Genomic DNA, 14,558 nt, shown 5'->3' with positions numbered 1-14,558 from the left:
GCCCGGGGCGGCTTTTCGCTGTCCGGAAATCAGTGTTTACGCACCCTTGCCCGCGCTCGGGCAGGCCGGGGGCGGAGGCCTGGAGTCACCCCTCCCGGACGCGGGGTGCGGGTTCCGGGTTGACACACCGGCGCTCCCTCGCGGCGCGAGGGGTTGCGCGCGCAATCCCAGGGCGATACGTCACCCATGGGTTTCATCCGAGGGTGGAAGACACGTGAACTGCCGCTTCACCATGGCCGCGCACATGCTGGGAATGCTGGCCTGCGCCGAGCGTGAGGCGAAAGGCTCGCTGACGTCCGAGAGCATGGCGCGCAGCATCCAGACGAACCCCGTCGTGGTGCGGCGGCTGCTGCGAGACCTCGCGCGCGCGGGCCTGGTGGAGACGAAGCGCGGCGTGGGCGGCGGCGTGTCCCTGGCGCGCGGCCCGGAGGAAATCACCCTGCGCGACGTGTACGAGGCGGTGGAGGAGGACGCGGAGCTGCTCGGCCGCTACCCCACCGGCCCCAGCCAGTCCTGCGACATGGCCCCCATGGTGGCCGAGTACCTGGAGGGCGTGGTGGGTCGCGCCGAGACGGCCTTCAAGCAGAGCCTGGAGTCCACCACGCTGGCGATGATGTCCCGCGACCTGGCCGCGCGCGCCCGCCGCAAGAGCAGCCCCCGCCGCCGCGCGGCCGGGGCCTGAGTCAGGACGCGGCGGGAGGCCAGACGGCCTTCGGCTCCTCGTCCCCGAGGGCCACGAGGACGCTGGCCCCTTCGAGCAAATCTTCGGAGTCCAGCGCCTCCACCACGGTGCGCACGCCCGCGTCCGGGTCCATGACGCGGCAGTGCACGCTGAGGCGCTGCTCCTTCAGCTCGCCGCCCTCGACTTCGCCATTGCCCGTCCAGCCGAGCGCGTCCGTGAGGAGCTCCTCCACGGCGACGCGCTTCTCCAGGTCATGGCCGGAGCCCTTGCCCTCCACGACGTACTGGACGACGAGGGTGTGCATGGCGTCCGGCTCTGGCTCGTCATAGCCCTCGTCCACCAGCGGGCCGGCGGCCTCGGCGATGGCCATGTCCGGGTCCTCGTCGGCGGGCACGGGCTGCTGCTGCTCCTCGCCCACCTGACCCACCAGGCCCTGGTGCACGGTGAGCACGCCCTCGTGCACCCACGCCTCCCAGTAGCGGAGCGAGTCGCCTTCCTTCTTGTAGAGCTTCAGCACGCGTGCGGCCTCATGCGAGGGGCCCTGCATAACACGGCGCGCGCCGAAGGCCCTCCCTCAGAAGGCACGGCCCTGTCCTCCATCCACCGGGAGCGTGGCCCCCGTCACCCAGCGAGCGCGCTCCGAGCAGAGGAAGGCCACCACGTCCGCCACCTCCTCGGGGGCGCCGAAGCGGCCCCAGGGCAGCTCGTCGCGGACGAGCTTCGCCACCTTCTCCGGGTCCGCCTTCTGGCGTTTGTCCCAGCTGCCGCCGGGGAAGAGGATGGAGCCCGGCGCCACGCCGTTGACGCGGATGCGGTGGCGGGCGAGGTCCACCGCCATCTCCTTGGTGAGCGCGGTGAGGCCCGCCTTGGCGGTGGTGTAGGGCGCACTGGTGGCGTACTCGCGGCCGTAGATGGAGTTGATGTGGATGATGCAGCCGCCGCCCCGCTCGCGCATGACCTCCACCGCGCGCTGGCTGCACCAGACGGCGGCCATGAGGTTGCGGTCCATGACGGAGGCCCACTGCGCCACCGTCGCTGCGTCGAACGCGCCCGCGCCGCCGCTGCCGCCCACGTTGTTGACGAGGATGTCCAGCGTGCCGAAGGTCCGCACCGCCGCGTCCACCGCCGCCACCGCGCCCGTCTGCGTGGCCACGTCCGTCACCACGGTGGTGACGTCCGCGCCCGCGGCGCGCAATTCCGCGGCGGTGGCCTCCAGCGCCTCCGCGCCGCGTGCGGTGAGGCACACCCGCGCCCCCTCCCGTGCGAGCGCGGCGGCGATGGCCCGGCCAATGCCCCGGCTGCTGCCGGTGACGAGGGCCGCCCTTCCTCTGAGCTCCAGGTCCATGGGCGGAGGTTCTACCGCTTCGGCTGGTGGCCGGGGTGCCGCATGGAGGTCCGTGCGTCCAGGAAGGCCGCCGCGCGGAGCCTGGTGGGGCAGGCTCCGTCTCCCGGTGCACACCCGGTGGGATTCAGGTCCGAGGTCCGCTCATTCCGTTCGCCCGGAGGGAGGCTTCAGGCACCGCGCGCGTGCCTCGGGGACAGCGCCTGGTCCGCGAGCCAGTCGGCGGCGTCCGCCCAGAGCGAGCCTCGGAAGGGCTCGCGGAAGAAGCCGAAGTGGCCGATGGGCTGGCCCACGTCCTTCGGGGACAGCAGCCGGTGGTCCACGAGCGCATCCGCGTAGAAGGACAGCAGCGAGCGCACCGCCTCGGGCGAGGCGAAGGGGTCGTCCGTGAAGCTGTAGGCCCTGAGCGGCAGGTACAGCGAGGCGTAGGCCTCGCGGCGCGGCTCGCCGCCTTCGCTCAGGAGGTAGTCCGGGGACAGGCACCAGCGCGCCCACTGCTCGGCCACGCCCGCGGGCAGGTCCTCCGCCGTGCCGGCCCACCCGGGCAGCTTCCCGAAGGCCTTCACCAGCAGGGGCGCCAGCACGCGCCAGTTGAGCTCCATGCGCAGCCGCTGGGGGAACAGCCGGTAGTAGCCGGAGCCGGACGCCACCTTGAGCAGCGCTGTCACCTCGCGCGCGTTGTCCGCCAGTCCGAGCAATTGCCCGCCCGCGCTGTGGCCCACCAGCAGGAGGCGGCGGCCCGGGAAGCGCTCGCGCACGGTGTCGATGGCGCCCGCCAGGTCCAGCGCTCCAAAGTCCTCCATCCGCGCCCCGAAGCCCGAGAGCGACGCCGGACGCGAGCCACCGATGCCCCGGTAGTCATAGGTGACGGTGGGCAGGCCCCGCCCGGCGAGGAACGCGGCGAAGCGCGAGTAGTACCGCTGGCGCACCCCCATGGCGGAGCTGATGAGCACCACGCCGCCCAGCTCCGCGCCCGTGTGGGGGAAGCACGTCCCCGAGAGCGCGTAGCCGTCGCGCGCCCGGATGGGGAAGGCAACTCCCGGGCCGGTGTCCAGGGTGAGGCTCGCGCCGTCCTCCGCCGTGTTCCGCACTGCCGGGCCCACCGATTGCTCCAGCGTCGCCGCGTGAGACATGTCCGTCCTCCTGTTGTCCGCGTGGGGCCGCCGTGCGTGCCCCCGCCTGGCGGGGATAACTCCGGGAGGGCTGCACGGATGCAGCACTTTGCTGCACCATTGCAGGCATGGACATGCGATGGGATGACCTGCGGTACCTGCTGGCGGTGGCGCGCCAGGGCTCGCTCGCGGGCGCGGCGCGCGAGCTTCGCGTGGATGCCACCACGGTGGGCCGGCGGCTGGACGCGCTGGAGAAGTCGCTGGGCACGCGGCTGGTGCTGCGCGGGGCCCGGACGCTGGCGCTCACGGAGGCCGCGGAGGCGGTGGTGGCCCGGGCGCGGGAGATGGAGGACGGGCTGCGCCTGCTGCACGACGCGGTGGCCACGGAGGCCCGCGCCGTGGGCACCGTGCGCCTCACCGCCACCGAGTACCTCGCCCACGCGCTGCTCGCTCCCGGGCTGGGGGCGCTGCATGCGCTGCACCCCGGGCTGGACCTGGAGTTGGTGGCGGGCAGCGAGCTGGTGGACCTGCAGCGCGGCGACGCGGACCTCGCGCTGCGGCTGGCCCCGCCCCGGGGCGACGCGCTGGTGGTGCGCAAGGTGGCGGAGGTGGCCTTCGCCATGTACGCGTCGCGCGGCTACCTGCGCCGGCACGGCGCGCCCCGGCCCGGGGACTTCCACGGGCACAGCGTGCTCGTCTACCGCGCGGCGCTTACTTCTGGCGCGGAGTCCGAGGAGCTGAAGCGACTGACGGTGGGGGCGCGGAGGTTGCTGCAGAGCAACAGCGCCACCGTGCTGCGCGAGGCAGCCGCGGCGGGGCTCGGCGTGGCGCTGCTGCCGTGCCTCAGTGGTGAGCGGGACTCACGGCTGACGCGCGTGGGCGCGGGCGTCCTGGCGAAGCGGCCGCTGTGGCTGGTGTTCCACAAGGACCTGCAGAAGAGCCCTCGCGTGCGCGCCGCCTCCGACTGGCTGGTGGAGCTGTGCCGCAAGGAGCGGGCAGGGCTCGCGGGCCAGGAGCCCGGCGCGCGGTAGGGCGCGGGTTGCGCGCACGGACCGGCGCGTCCCGAAGCCGCGAGCCCTCCGGAACGGGCGGGCTCGCGGGGACGGAGGGCGCCCGGGGAACCGGGCTCCCCTCACTTCACTTCGCGCGGAAGCGCGCCTCGGCCGGCTTCGGTCCGCCGGAGCGCTGCACGCCCCGGTCCGGGTTGGCGGCCAGGTGCTCCAGCACCTTGAACACCGTCTCCACCTCGTCCGGCATGCCGATGTCGGCGGCGAGCTGCTCCGCGGAGCGGGCCTCCGCGCGGGCCTCGCCCAGCCGGGCCGTCAGCTTGCGCTGCAGCTCCAGCACCACGCCCGCGGCCTTCTTGCCCGCCTCCACGCCCGGCTGGTGATACGCGTTGATGTGCACGAGGCTGGCGTAGAAGCCCACCGCGCGCTCATACAGCGCAATCAGCGCGCCCACCGTGCGCGGGCTCACGTCCGGCACCGTGAGGGTGAGCGACTCGCGGCCCTTCTCGAACAGCGCGCGGCGCGTGCCCAGCAGGAAGCCCAGCAGGTAGTCCCCGCTGGTGACGCCGGGCTCCACCTCGAAGGCGGGGCCCTGGCGGTCCTTCAGCACCTCGATGAAGGTGGCGAAGAAGTTGTGCACGCCCTCGCGCAGCTGCTGCACGTACGCGTGCTGGTCCGTGGAGCCCTTGTTCCCGTAGACGGCGATGCCCTGGTTCACCACCTTGCCGTCCAGGTCCAGCTCCTTGCCCAGCGACTCCATGACGAGCTGCTGGAGGTAGCGCGACATCAGGAGCAGCCGGTCCTTGTAGGGCAGGATGACCATGTCCTTCGCGCCGCGCCCCTCGCCCGCCTGGTGCCACATCAGCGCCAGCAGCGCGGCCGGGTTCTTCTGCACGTCCCGCAGCCGCGTCGCCGCGTCCATCTCCCGCGCGCCCGCCAGCATCCCGTCGATGTCCAGCCCCTGCAGCCGCGCCGGCAACAGGCCCACCGCCGACAGCACCGACGTGCGCCCGCCAACCCAGTCCCACATGGGGAAGGTGCGCAGCCAGCCCTGCTTCTTCGCGGTGCCGTCCAGCTCGCTGCCCGCGCCCGTGATGGCCACCGCGTGCTTGCTGAAGTCGAGTCCCTTCGCCTGGTACGCGCGCTCGGCCTCCAGCATGCCGTTGCGCGTCTCCTTGGTGCCGCCCGACTTGCTGACGACCAGGGTCAGCGTCTCGGCCAGCCCGTCACCGAGCTGCTCCACCACCCGGTCCATGCCGTCCGGGTCCGTGTTGTCGAAGAAGGACACCTTCATCGTGTCCCGCGCCGTGCCCAGCGCGTCCGCCACCAGCTGCGGCCCCAGCGCCGAGCCGCCGATGCCCACCACCAGCAGGTGCGTGAAGCGCTGCGCCTTCTGCGGCTTCACCGTGCCGGCGTGCACGTCGCGCGAGAAGGCGTGGATGGCCGTCACCGTGTCGGTGATGTCCTTCTTGAGCCCCGCGTCCGGCGCCAGCTCCGGCGCGCGCAGCCAGTAGTGGCCCACCTTGCGCTTCTCGTCCGGGTTGGCGATGGCGCCCTTCTCCAGCGCCTCCATCTCCGAGAAGGCCTCCTCCATGCGCGGGCGCATCCGCTCCGGGAGGTCCGCCGGGAAGTTCATCCGCGAGATGTCGAGCGAGAACCCCACGGACGGCACGACGCACAGGTAACGCTGGTACCGCTCCCACAGCTCTCGCTCGGTCATGGCTCCTCTTTCGCGCGCAAAGGTGCCGGGTGGCTTAGCGCCTCCGCCTGCGGGTGGGAAGCCGCTCGCGGGGGCTGCGCGACTCGGGGGCACCCCCGGAAGGCCAGTGCTCAACACCTCGCGGGCCGCGTGGGCGGCGCCGGGGCCCGGGGCCCCCTGGGGACCGGGCCCGGCAGCGCAGTAGGATGGAGTCATGGGACCGCTGCTGCTCGTCGTCGCGCTGCTCCTGCTGGTGTTGGTGGCCGGCGGGCTCCTCGTCTGGAAGTGCTACCGGCGCATCGGTCCGCACGAGGCGCTGGTGGTGAACGCACCCCAGGGGCTGCGCGTGCACCTGCGGCAGGGCGCCTTCGTGCTGCCCGTCCTCCACCGGGCCGAGGTGGTGGACCTGTCCACGCGGACGCTGGCGCTGAACCTCGAGGGCGCGCAGTCGCTGTACTGCCAGGACAACCTTCGCGCCGACGTGCGCGCGCGCTTCGTCCTGCGAATCTCGCCCACGGTGGCGGACGTGGAGAAGGTGGTGCTCACGCTGGGCGCCGCGAGGGCGGGCTCGCCCGAGGTGCTGCGGGAGTTGTTCGAGGCCCGCTTCCGCGAGGCCCTCCGGGCGGTGTGCCGGGCCATGGACTTCGAGGACTGGCTCCGGCGTCCGTCCGAGCTCCGCGACGAGGTCCTCAAGTGGCTGGGGCGGGAGCTGTCGGGCTTCACCCTGGACGACCTCCACCTGGATTCGTTCGCGGCGACGCCCGTGTCCTTCTACGACAGCAACAACATCCTCGACGCCCAGGGGCTGCGCCGCATCACCGAGCGCACCACCCAGCAGCACGTGGCGCGGGCCCGGCAGGAGGCGGACGCCCGGATGGAGACGCTGCGCCTCCAGGCGGAGGTGGAGAAGGCTCAGGTCGACGGCCGCGCGGCCTCCGGTGACGGCGGGGGCTCGGGCGGCACGGACGCCGCGGGCTTCCAGGCGGGGTTGCGGAAGATGTAGCCCAGCCGCTGGCTCAGCGGGCCGGGCTTCCTCGCGTCGCGGAGGATGGCCGCCACCTCGTGGGTGGCGATGCGCAGCGGGTTGTACGTCTGCAGGTTCTTCGTCAGCCCGTACACCGGCTTCTCCGTCTCCGGCTCGAAGGTGCCGAAGAGCCTGTCCCACAGCATCAGGATGCCCGCGTAGTTCTTGTCGAGGTAGCGCGGGTTGGCGCCGTGGTGCACGCGGTGGTGCGAGGGCGTGTTGAAGAGCCACTCGAACGGGCGCGGCAGCTTTCCAATCGCCTCGGTGTGAATCCAGTACTGGTAGAGCAGGTTGAGTCCCTGCTGGATGAAAATCATCGCCGGGTGGAAGCCCAGCAGCGCGAGCGGGGCCCAGAACGGCCAGCTCGTCGGGACGAGCCACGGCTGCCGCAGCGCCGTGGAGAGGTTGTAGTGCTCGCTGGAGTGGTGCACCACGTGCGACGCCCAGAAGAAGCGGCTCTCGTGGTGGACGCGGTGGTACCCGTAGTAGCAGAGGTCCTCCGCGAAGAAGAGCAGCACCCAGGCCACCACGCCCGAGCCCATGCGCAAGGGCGTCCACTCGTAGAGCGCGAGGTAGCCGGCGAAGGCGACGAACTTCCACCCCAGCGAGAGGGCCGAGTAGCCCAGGCCCATGGTGAGGCTGGCCACCGTGTCCTTCCAGGTGTGGCCCACCACGGGGCGGCCCGCGTCCTTCAGCTTCTTCACCCAGAACGCCTCGGCGATGACCGTGAGGACGAAGACGGGGATGACGGGGGTGAGCACATCGGGGATGTGAGCCGCGTCCATGACGGGCCTCCTATGGACGGGAGCGGCGGCGAGTCCGCTCCGGGGTGGGTGAGAACGCGGCGCGCATGAAGCGCGTCAGGGTGTCCAGCATGCGGCGGTGCGCCGGGTCATTCGGGCGCGCGCTGCCGCCGACGACGGCGCCCTGCACCGCGTCCAGCGCCAGCTCCACCACGTCGTCGAACTCCGGGTACGTGGCGGCCACCTCGGGGAACAGCTCGCGCGCCACGCGGTGCAGGTTCTCCCGGTGCGGCCCGTCCACCGCCTCCAGCGCCAGCCGCAGCTCCGGGTCCGTGCGCGCCGCCACGTACAGCTCCACCGCCGCCTGCAATTCCGGCCGCTGGTACACGGCCCACAACATGTCTACCGCCGACGCGACGCGGTCTCTTCCCGCCGGCCGCGCCCCCACGCCCGCCAGGTAGTCCTGGATGATGCGCGGGAAGAGGTGCTCCACCGCCGCCGCGAGCAGCTCCTCCTTGGTGTCGAAGTGCGTGAAGAGCGCCCCCTGCGACAGGCCCGCCCGCTTCGCCACCTCCACCGTCGTCAGCCGCGCATGCCCCAGCTCCACCAGCGCGGAGATGGTGGCGTCCAACAGCTTGCGCCGCGTCGTCTCGCGGCGCTCCTGCTGTGTGCGGCGAGGTGGACGTGGCACCTCGGGTGCGGAGTTCTTCGCGGCCATTTCACCGGGAGGATAACTCCGAACTTAACAAGTGACCAGTCACTAAGTTGAGAGCATACGAGAGAGCCAGGGCCGCGCAGGTTGGGTGTAGCATCCGGCCCCCCCCTTACTTTCCGTGATTACAGGACTGAGACCCTGCTCATGCGGTGGCTGACGAAACCCTTCCTGATGTTCTTGAGTGTGATCATGGCGGTCTCCGGCATTGTCCATGCCACGAGCCGCAAGTTGCGGGAGCTGACCCGCTTCTACACGGGCTTCCGACCCCGGCCCGACGACATCTTCATCGCGACGTATCCGAAGTCGGGCACCACCTGGATGCAGATGATCCTGGTGCAGTTGCTCGGCAATGGTGACGTGGAGTTCGACCACATCCTCCAGAAGTCGCCGTACCTGGAGGAGCTCATCCGCCACGGGAACCTCGAGTACATCGAGAAGATGCCGTCGCCGCGCATGTTCAAGACGCACCTGCCGTACAGGGAGCTGCGGCCGGCGAAGAGCTCACGCATCATCTTCGTCACCCGCGATGCGCGAGACACGTTCGTCTCCTGCTACCACCACCACGAGATGCTGCGCCGGTTCCGCTCGCCGTTCGACCGCTTCATGAAGGGCATGGTGAGCGGGCGCGGCTTCTTCGGGAGCTGGTACGGGTACATGCGCTCGTGGATGCCCCACCGGCACGACGCCAACGTGCTGTGGATTCGCTACGAGGACCTGAGCTCGGACCTGGAGGGACAGGTGCGTCGCATCGCCGCCTTCCTCAAGGTCCCCGTGCCGGAGGCGCGCATGGCGGACATCCTGGCGAAGTGCAGCTTCGAGTACATGAAGCAGCACAACGACAAGTTCGACTTCCGCATGGGGATATACGAGGAGAACCCGGGAAGCTTCATCCGCGCAGGTGGCACCAAGCCGCGCCAGCCCATCCGCGAGGAGCACATCGCCGAGCTGGAGGCGAACCTGTCGAAGCTCCGCGGGGACCTGAAGCTGAAGGACACGGAGACCTTCTAGGCGCGCCAGGCGGGCGGGGAGGGAAGCGGCCCTCCCCGTCGCGGGCCGCTCACCAGGGGTTCCCGACCGCTCAGCCATGGGAGCGCCGCCCGGCCCGCGTGGGCCGGCATGCTGGGCGCCATGGCTTCTTCTTCCTCCCTTCCCGTGACGCACGCCGCGGCGCCGCGGCGCGGAGGCGGGCTCGCGTTCCTGCCGGGGCTCGTCGTCGCGCCGGTGGCCGTGCTGCTGATGGCCGCCGCGGCCTTCATCGGCGCCTCGCCTTCGGGCTGGGGCTACGCCGTGGGCTTCGCGCTCGTGTCCGTCGGACTGGTCGCTCCGCCCGGGCGGCGGGGGCTGGCGCGGGCGGGGCTCGGGCTCATGGTGCTGGTGGCGCTGGGGCGGCTGGTCTTCGCGCGGGGCACGCAGGTGGAGACCCTGCGACTGCCGGACGCGGGCCACCGGTGGGTGAACCGGCTCGTCGCCGAGCGGGACGGGACGCTGCTCGCGGGGCATGCGCTGATGCGCTCCGGCCGCCTGCCGCGCTCGGACGCGCGCGACTTCATCCCCGCGCTGGAGTCGGCCTTCGACAGGATGGACGCCGCCGAGGGTGAATTCGCCACGCCCGCCGTCGCCACGTACCTGGGCCTCCAGTCCCCGGAGTCCTTCGACGCGCTCGTCATTCCCCCGAAGGGTGACGCCACGCCCCGCACGGCGGTCGTCTTCCTCCACGGCTTCGCTGGCAACTTCGCGGTGTACTGCTGGCAGATGGCACAGTCGGTCCAGGCCATCTCCGCGCTCACCGTCTGCCCCTCGGTGGGCCCGGCCGGGGACTGGTGGTCACCCCGGGGCGAGCGCACGCTGAAGGCGACGCTCGGGTGGCTCGCGGAGCGGGGCGTCCGCCGCGTCTACCTGGGCGGGCTCTCCAATGGAGGGGTGGGCGCCAGCCTCCTCGTGGGCCGCGTCTCCCATCCGCGCCTCGAGCTGCGCGGCCTGGTGCTCGTGTCCGGCGCTGATTCGCGGGCTCCCGTGTCCGCCGTGCCCACGCTGATGGTGCAGGGGCGGCATGACACCATGATGCCCACCCGCTCCATGCGCGCCTACGCCGAGCGCCTGGGCCAGCGCGCGACGTACGTGGAGGTGGACAGTGGGCACTTCGCCTTCCTCGACCGCCATGAGGCGTGCCAGCGCGCCATCTCCGCGTGGCTCGTCCAGCGCGAGCGGGAGTGAGCGGGGCCGGGGCGCCGTCCCTCGGCGGGCACGGCGCTCAGCGTTTCGGCGGGCACGGCGCTCAGCGCTTCGTCCAGCACGGCGCTCAGCGCCTCGCCGGGCACGGCGCTCAGCGCTTCGGCGGGGCTCCGCTCAAGGCGTCGGCGCCTTCACCGCCGCCTCCACCTCCGCCAGCATCGCGTCCAGCTCCGCGCGCGGCAGCCACCGGCCGCGCAGCACCACGCCGTGCGGAGCCTGCGTGTGGCGCACGTCCTCGCGCGGGTCCGCGTCCAGGAGGAGCAGGTCCGCGCGCTGGCCGACGGCCACCGTGCCCCACTCGGCGGACTCGCCCAGGTACTCCGCCGCGTTGCGCGTGGCCGCCTCCAGCACCGCGCGCGTCGGCAGGCCCGCCGCCGCCAGGGCCTCCATCTCCCGGTGCACCGCGAAGCCCGTCACCATGAAGAACTGCGGCGAGTCCGAGCCCACCAGCAGCCCCGCTCCCGCCGCGTGCAGCCCCCGCACCACCTGCCGGCGCAGCTCCACGAAGCGCTGCCTCCGCGCGGCGGGGGCTCCCGCCAGCTCCGGGTCCGACAAGTCCTTCGTCCACGCCTCCACCGCCGCGGAGGGCACGTAGCGCAGCTCCGGCCGCGCGCGCAGCGTGTCCACCTGGTCCGCGCGGGAGAGCAGCTCGAAGAGGTCCATCGTGGGCGAGCTCCACACGCCCGCCCTCCGCGTCGCCTCCGCCAGCGCGGGGATGCGCGCCGCGTCCATCCGCTCCACCGCGTCGGTGAAGTCGAGCTGGTCCACCACCGCCTTATCACCCGGCGGCAGCAGCGCGGCCAGCCAGCCGTCGAGGTGCTCCAGTTGCTGCCCCGACTCCAGCGCGTGCGCGAGCCCCACGTCCTGCGTCACGTGGCCGCTTACTCGCAGCCCCTGGGCCTTCGCCTCGGCCATCATCGCGTCGTACGTCTCGCGCCCCAGCCCGCCGTGCGTCTTGATCAGGTCGAACCCGGCCGCCTTCTGGTCGCGCACGCGCTGCCGGGCCTGCTCCGGTCCCTGCACCGACTTGCCATGGAAGGACGGGCCGGCCACCAGCAGCCGGGGCCCGAGCACCTCGCCCTTCATCACCCGGGCGCGCAGCTCCAGTCCCGTCGGCGCGGCTCCCAGCGCCCGCGCGGTGGTGACGCCATTGGCGAGCAGCAGCCGCATCTGCCGGCCCGCCGCGTCTCCCGCCTGCCCGGTTCCCGGCTGGAGGTGCAGGTGCATGTCCGCCAGCCCGGGCATGAGCCAGCGTCCGCGCCCGTCCACCCGCGTCGCGCCCTCCGGCACCGGCGTGGAGGCCGACGGCCCCACCGCGACGATGCGCTCGCCGTCCACGAGCACCGTCTGATCCACCAGCGCGTCGGTGCCTGTAGCCATCGAGAGCACCGTCACCCCCACCACGGCCAGGGTGGCGGACGGTGCCCGTAAAGGCCCTTCCGGACCGGAAGTCCCATTCATTTCCGGCCCGCCACGGCAGGACGCCAGGCAGACGAGCAGACAGAGGCTCCAACCCCACCGCTGTGATTTTCCCTCTGAGACCATGCGCGCAGCCCTCCATGGAGGAGAACGGAGCATAGGCCCCCCGGTCGCGAAGCACGCGGGCTTCTGAGAAAATGCACAGGGAAATATCGGGGGCACTTGCCTCCGTTTCCAGCCCGCCCCGATATGAACCTTTCCGCTCTCCTCCTTGGTTCTCTCCTGGCTTCGGCCCCTGCGGTTCCCCCCTCGACTGCCTCCGCGCAGAGCGACATGCCCGAGGTAGGCGTCCCCTTCGCCTGTGGTCGCATCTACACGGTGAGCCAGGGACACGACACCGGCAGCCATCAGCACAACGACACCTACGCCTGGGACTTCCGCATGCCGGATGGCACCCCCATCGTCGCCGCGCGCGACGGGGTGGTGCGGCTGGCTCGCGGTGACAGCTCCACGGGTGGCTGCGACGAGAAGTTCGCGCCGCAGGCCAACTACGTCGTCATCTCCCACGGAGATGGCCTGGAGACGCAGTACCTCCACTTCAGCGCGGTGGTGGTGAAGCCCGGAGAGCGCGTGCGCGAGGGCCAGCTCATCGGCTTCTCCGGCTCCACCGGCTGGGCCTGCGGTGCGCACCTGCACTTCAAGGTGGCGCGTGAGGTGGGCAAGGGCTGGAACAACCCGTCCGTCCCGGCGCGCCTCGCGGGCTTCGGCGACCCGGTGCGCGACACGCGCGTCTCCGCGCCCGTCTGCAAGGACGCGGGCCAGCGGACCCTCATGGCCAACAACGAGGGCACGCACGCGCCGGGCCAGGCCGTGGACTCCATGTCACCTGAGCGCCAGCAGGCGCTTCGCGGCCTCCCGCCCGGGGCGCAGTCCATCATCGACGGCCTCAATCAGCCTCCCGCCCAGGGCGGCCAGGGCCTCGACGAAACGGCTACGCCCCGCCGCACCCGCACGGCGAGCGGCCCCAGCGAGACTCGCTGACGCCAGCAGCGCGCCTGCTCCGGAGAGCAGCGCGAAGAAGGCCCCCGCGTTGAGGAAGTACTCCAACGGCAGCAGGGGGCCTTCCACGTAGGCTCGCACCACGCGGTAGCCCACGTGTCCCAGCAGGCCGAGCAGCGGCAGGTTGATGAGTGGCAGCACCAGCCAGCGCGCGGTGCGCCACCAGCCGGCCACCGCCTCGCCCACGCCGGTGGTCGCCGTGTAGCGCCACGCCCCGGCGCGCGCCGCGCGGACCGCGTCCAGCAGCGCGTCCACGTCCGGTACACCGAGCAGCGCCGGGTCCAGGCCGCCGGCCCGCACCACGCTGCGCGCCTCCGCCAGCGCCGTGCGCGCGGCGGACTCCACGCCGAAGTCGTCCTCGAAGGGCTCCACCACCGCGTTCTCCGCGGCTCGGGCGCGCGTGCGTCCGCGCACCGCGTCCAGCGCGGTGGAGGCCGCCGCGACGGCCAGGCCCGCGGGCAGGCTGGCGCGTCCCACGAGGGCCGCCGCGCCCAGGCCGCTCGCTCCCCACAGGGACAGCCGCAGGCCCCAGGCCGCGGGGCCCCAGAAGCGGCCTCCCGCCTGACGCCGCACCTCCGCCGCGAGGTGCCCGTGCGCGAGCCGCAGCCGGGCGTCGAAGTCCGCGCGCAGGCCGTCCGCCGCCTTCTCCAGGCCGGAGCCCAGCGCGTCGCGGGTGCGTGCGAGCAGCGCGTCCGTCTCCTTCAGCGCCGCCTCCACGCGCGCGTGCACCTCTTCCAGGGCGCCCATGGCGTTGGTGCGCCGCACGCGCGCGGCCACGGCCTGGGTGGCCAGCCCGCGCAGGTGGAAGAGGAGGGCGCCGAATTCGCCGGACACGTCGCGGCCGTCCTTCGCGGCGAGCGCGCTGATGGCGAAGACGGGCACGTCCTGCTGCGCCAGGCCGTACTGCTCGGAGGCCACGCGGCGCACCTGGGCCTTGAGGGACTCGCGCGACTCGGGGGACAGCTCGTCCGCGAAGTTGAGGATGAAGACGAGCGCGCGGCGGCGGGCGAACTCCGCGAGGAACTCCACCTGTGAGGCCTCGGCCACGCTGCTCCTGTGCATGACGACGAGCGCCACGTCCGCGCGCTCCAGCGCGGCGCGGGCCACGTCGCGGTGGGTGGTGGCCACGCTGTTGAGGTCCGGCGTGTCGATGAACACCTGTCCGCCCCAGAGGCCCTGGGGCCCGGGGGCGTACCGGACGACGCGCGCGCCCGTCTGGGCCAGTGTGTCCGTGGAGGCGCCTTCCGGTGCGAACACGGTGGCGGCGGTGCTGGTGGGCCGGTCCACGCCCTCGCGCGACAGGGCCTGTCCGGCCAGCGCGTTGAGGAGGGTGGACTTGCCCGCGCCGGTGGCACCCACCAGTGCCACGCCGAGCGGTGCGTCCTTGCGGGCCACGCCGCGCGCGTAGTCGTCCACGAGCCGCTCCAGCCTGGCCGCGTGCGGTTGCAGCGCGGGCAGCTCCAGGGCGGCCTTCAAGAGGGGGCGAAGGGCTTCGGGGTCGGGGAGGCTCGTCTCGTCCACGTG

At 72.5% G+C, this 14,558-nt stretch carries 13 protein-coding genes and 1 pseudogene; 6 read left to right on the top strand and 8 right to left on the bottom strand.

Annotated features, from left to right (window positions below; translation table 11 throughout):
- Nucleotides 1-214 precede the first annotated feature (214 nt).
- Complete coding sequence (locus ACX9TP_RS45200) at nucleotides 215-682, top strand: RrF2 family transcriptional regulator (RefSeq protein WP_482976916.1); 468 nt, start codon at nucleotides 215-217, stop codon at nucleotides 680-682.
- A 1-nt stretch (nucleotide 683) separates the two neighbouring features.
- Here the strand turns inward: ACX9TP_RS45200 and ACX9TP_RS45195 are convergent, their stop codons facing one another.
- The 3 genes from ACX9TP_RS45195 to ACX9TP_RS45185 all read right to left on the bottom strand — a co-directional run bounded on the left by ACX9TP_RS45195 (nucleotide 684) and on the right by ACX9TP_RS45185 (nucleotide 3,157).
- The gene (locus ACX9TP_RS45195) at nucleotides 684-1,199 is read right to left on the bottom strand and encodes a hypothetical protein (protein ID WP_482976915.1); all 516 of its coding nucleotides are present in this window, start codon (nucleotides 1,197-1,199) and stop codon (nucleotides 684-686) included.
- A 57-nt stretch (nucleotides 1,200-1,256) separates the two neighbouring features.
- On the bottom strand, nucleotides 1,257-2,027 hold the full coding sequence (locus ACX9TP_RS45190) for an SDR family NAD(P)-dependent oxidoreductase (RefSeq protein WP_482976914.1): 771 nt from the start codon (nucleotides 2,025-2,027) through the stop codon (nucleotides 1,257-1,259).
- A 167-nt stretch (nucleotides 2,028-2,194) separates the two neighbouring features.
- On the bottom strand, nucleotides 2,195-3,157 hold the full coding sequence (locus tag ACX9TP_RS45185) for an alpha/beta hydrolase family protein (protein WP_482976913.1): 963 nt from the start codon (nucleotides 3,155-3,157) through the stop codon (nucleotides 2,195-2,197).
- A 113-nt stretch (nucleotides 3,158-3,270) separates the two neighbouring features.
- On the opposite strand from ACX9TP_RS45185, the gene ACX9TP_RS45180 reads away from it, so the two are divergent.
- On the top strand, nucleotides 3,271-4,167 hold the full coding sequence (locus ACX9TP_RS45180; RefSeq protein WP_482976912.1) for a LysR family transcriptional regulator: 897 nt from the start codon (nucleotides 3,271-3,273) through the stop codon (nucleotides 4,165-4,167).
- Nucleotides 4,168-4,273: 106 nt separating this feature from the next.
- Here the strand turns inward: ACX9TP_RS45180 and ACX9TP_RS45175 are convergent, their stop codons facing one another.
- Nucleotides 4,274-5,863, bottom strand: a complete 1,590-nt coding sequence (locus ACX9TP_RS45175) for a glucose-6-phosphate isomerase (protein WP_482976911.1) — start codon at nucleotides 5,861-5,863, stop codon at nucleotides 4,274-4,276.
- A gap of 193 nt (nucleotides 5,864-6,056) precedes the next feature.
- Between ACX9TP_RS45175 and ACX9TP_RS45170 the strand changes: the two genes are divergently transcribed.
- Entirely contained in the window at nucleotides 6,057-6,845 is a 789-nt protein-coding gene (locus ACX9TP_RS45170) for an SPFH domain-containing protein (protein ID WP_482976910.1), read from the top strand.
- Here ACX9TP_RS45170 and ACX9TP_RS45165 read toward each other — a convergent pair.
- Both ACX9TP_RS45165 and ACX9TP_RS45160 read right to left on the bottom strand, forming a co-directional pair.
- Nucleotides 6,755-7,651: a sterol desaturase family protein gene (locus ACX9TP_RS45165; RefSeq protein ID WP_482976909.1), complete on the bottom strand. Its 897-nt coding sequence runs from the start codon at nucleotides 7,649-7,651 to the stop codon at nucleotides 6,755-6,757. The genes ACX9TP_RS45170 and ACX9TP_RS45165 overlap by 91 nt on opposite strands.
- 10 nt (nucleotides 7,652-7,661) lie before the next feature.
- Nucleotides 7,662-8,327, bottom strand: coding sequence for a TetR/AcrR family transcriptional regulator (locus ACX9TP_RS45160; RefSeq protein WP_482976908.1), 666 nt, complete (start codon nucleotides 8,325-8,327; stop codon nucleotides 7,662-7,664).
- Nucleotides 8,328-8,513: 186 nt separating this feature from the next.
- Here ACX9TP_RS45160 and ACX9TP_RS45155 point away from each other — a divergent pair, with 186 nt between their 5' ends.
- Both ACX9TP_RS45155 and ACX9TP_RS45150 read left to right on the top strand, forming a co-directional pair.
- Nucleotides 8,514-9,332, top strand: coding sequence for a sulfotransferase domain-containing protein (locus ACX9TP_RS45155; protein WP_482976907.1), 819 nt, complete (start codon nucleotides 8,514-8,516; stop codon nucleotides 9,330-9,332).
- Between the two features lie 120 nt (nucleotides 9,333-9,452).
- Entirely contained in the window at nucleotides 9,453-10,538 is a 1,086-nt protein-coding gene (locus ACX9TP_RS45150) for an alpha/beta hydrolase (RefSeq protein WP_482976906.1), read from the top strand.
- 132 nt (nucleotides 10,539-10,670) lie between these two features.
- Here ACX9TP_RS45150 and ACX9TP_RS45145 read toward each other — a convergent pair whose 3' ends face one another.
- Nucleotides 10,671-11,936: an amidohydrolase family protein gene (locus ACX9TP_RS45145; protein ID WP_482976905.1), complete on the bottom strand. Its 1,266-nt coding sequence runs from the start codon at nucleotides 11,934-11,936 to the stop codon at nucleotides 10,671-10,673.
- Between the two features lie 288 nt (nucleotides 11,937-12,224).
- Between ACX9TP_RS45145 and ACX9TP_RS45140 the strand changes: the two are divergent.
- Nucleotides 12,225-12,626: pseudogene (locus ACX9TP_RS45140) on the top strand (M23 family metallopeptidase); the annotation flags it as partial.
- 231 nt (nucleotides 12,627-12,857) lie between these two features.
- Here ACX9TP_RS45140 and ACX9TP_RS45135 read toward each other — a convergent pair.
- On the bottom strand, nucleotides 12,858-14,555 hold the full coding sequence (locus tag ACX9TP_RS45135; protein ID WP_482976904.1) for a GTPase: 1,698 nt from the start codon (nucleotides 14,553-14,555) through the stop codon (nucleotides 12,858-12,860).
- Nucleotides 14,556-14,558 lie beyond the last annotated feature (3 nt).

The sequence above is a fragment of the Pyxidicoccus sp. M15 genome (assembly GCF_056858435.1).
Note: the sequence above shows the minus strand (reverse complement) of the source record. Positions and strands in the feature narration are given on the sequence as shown.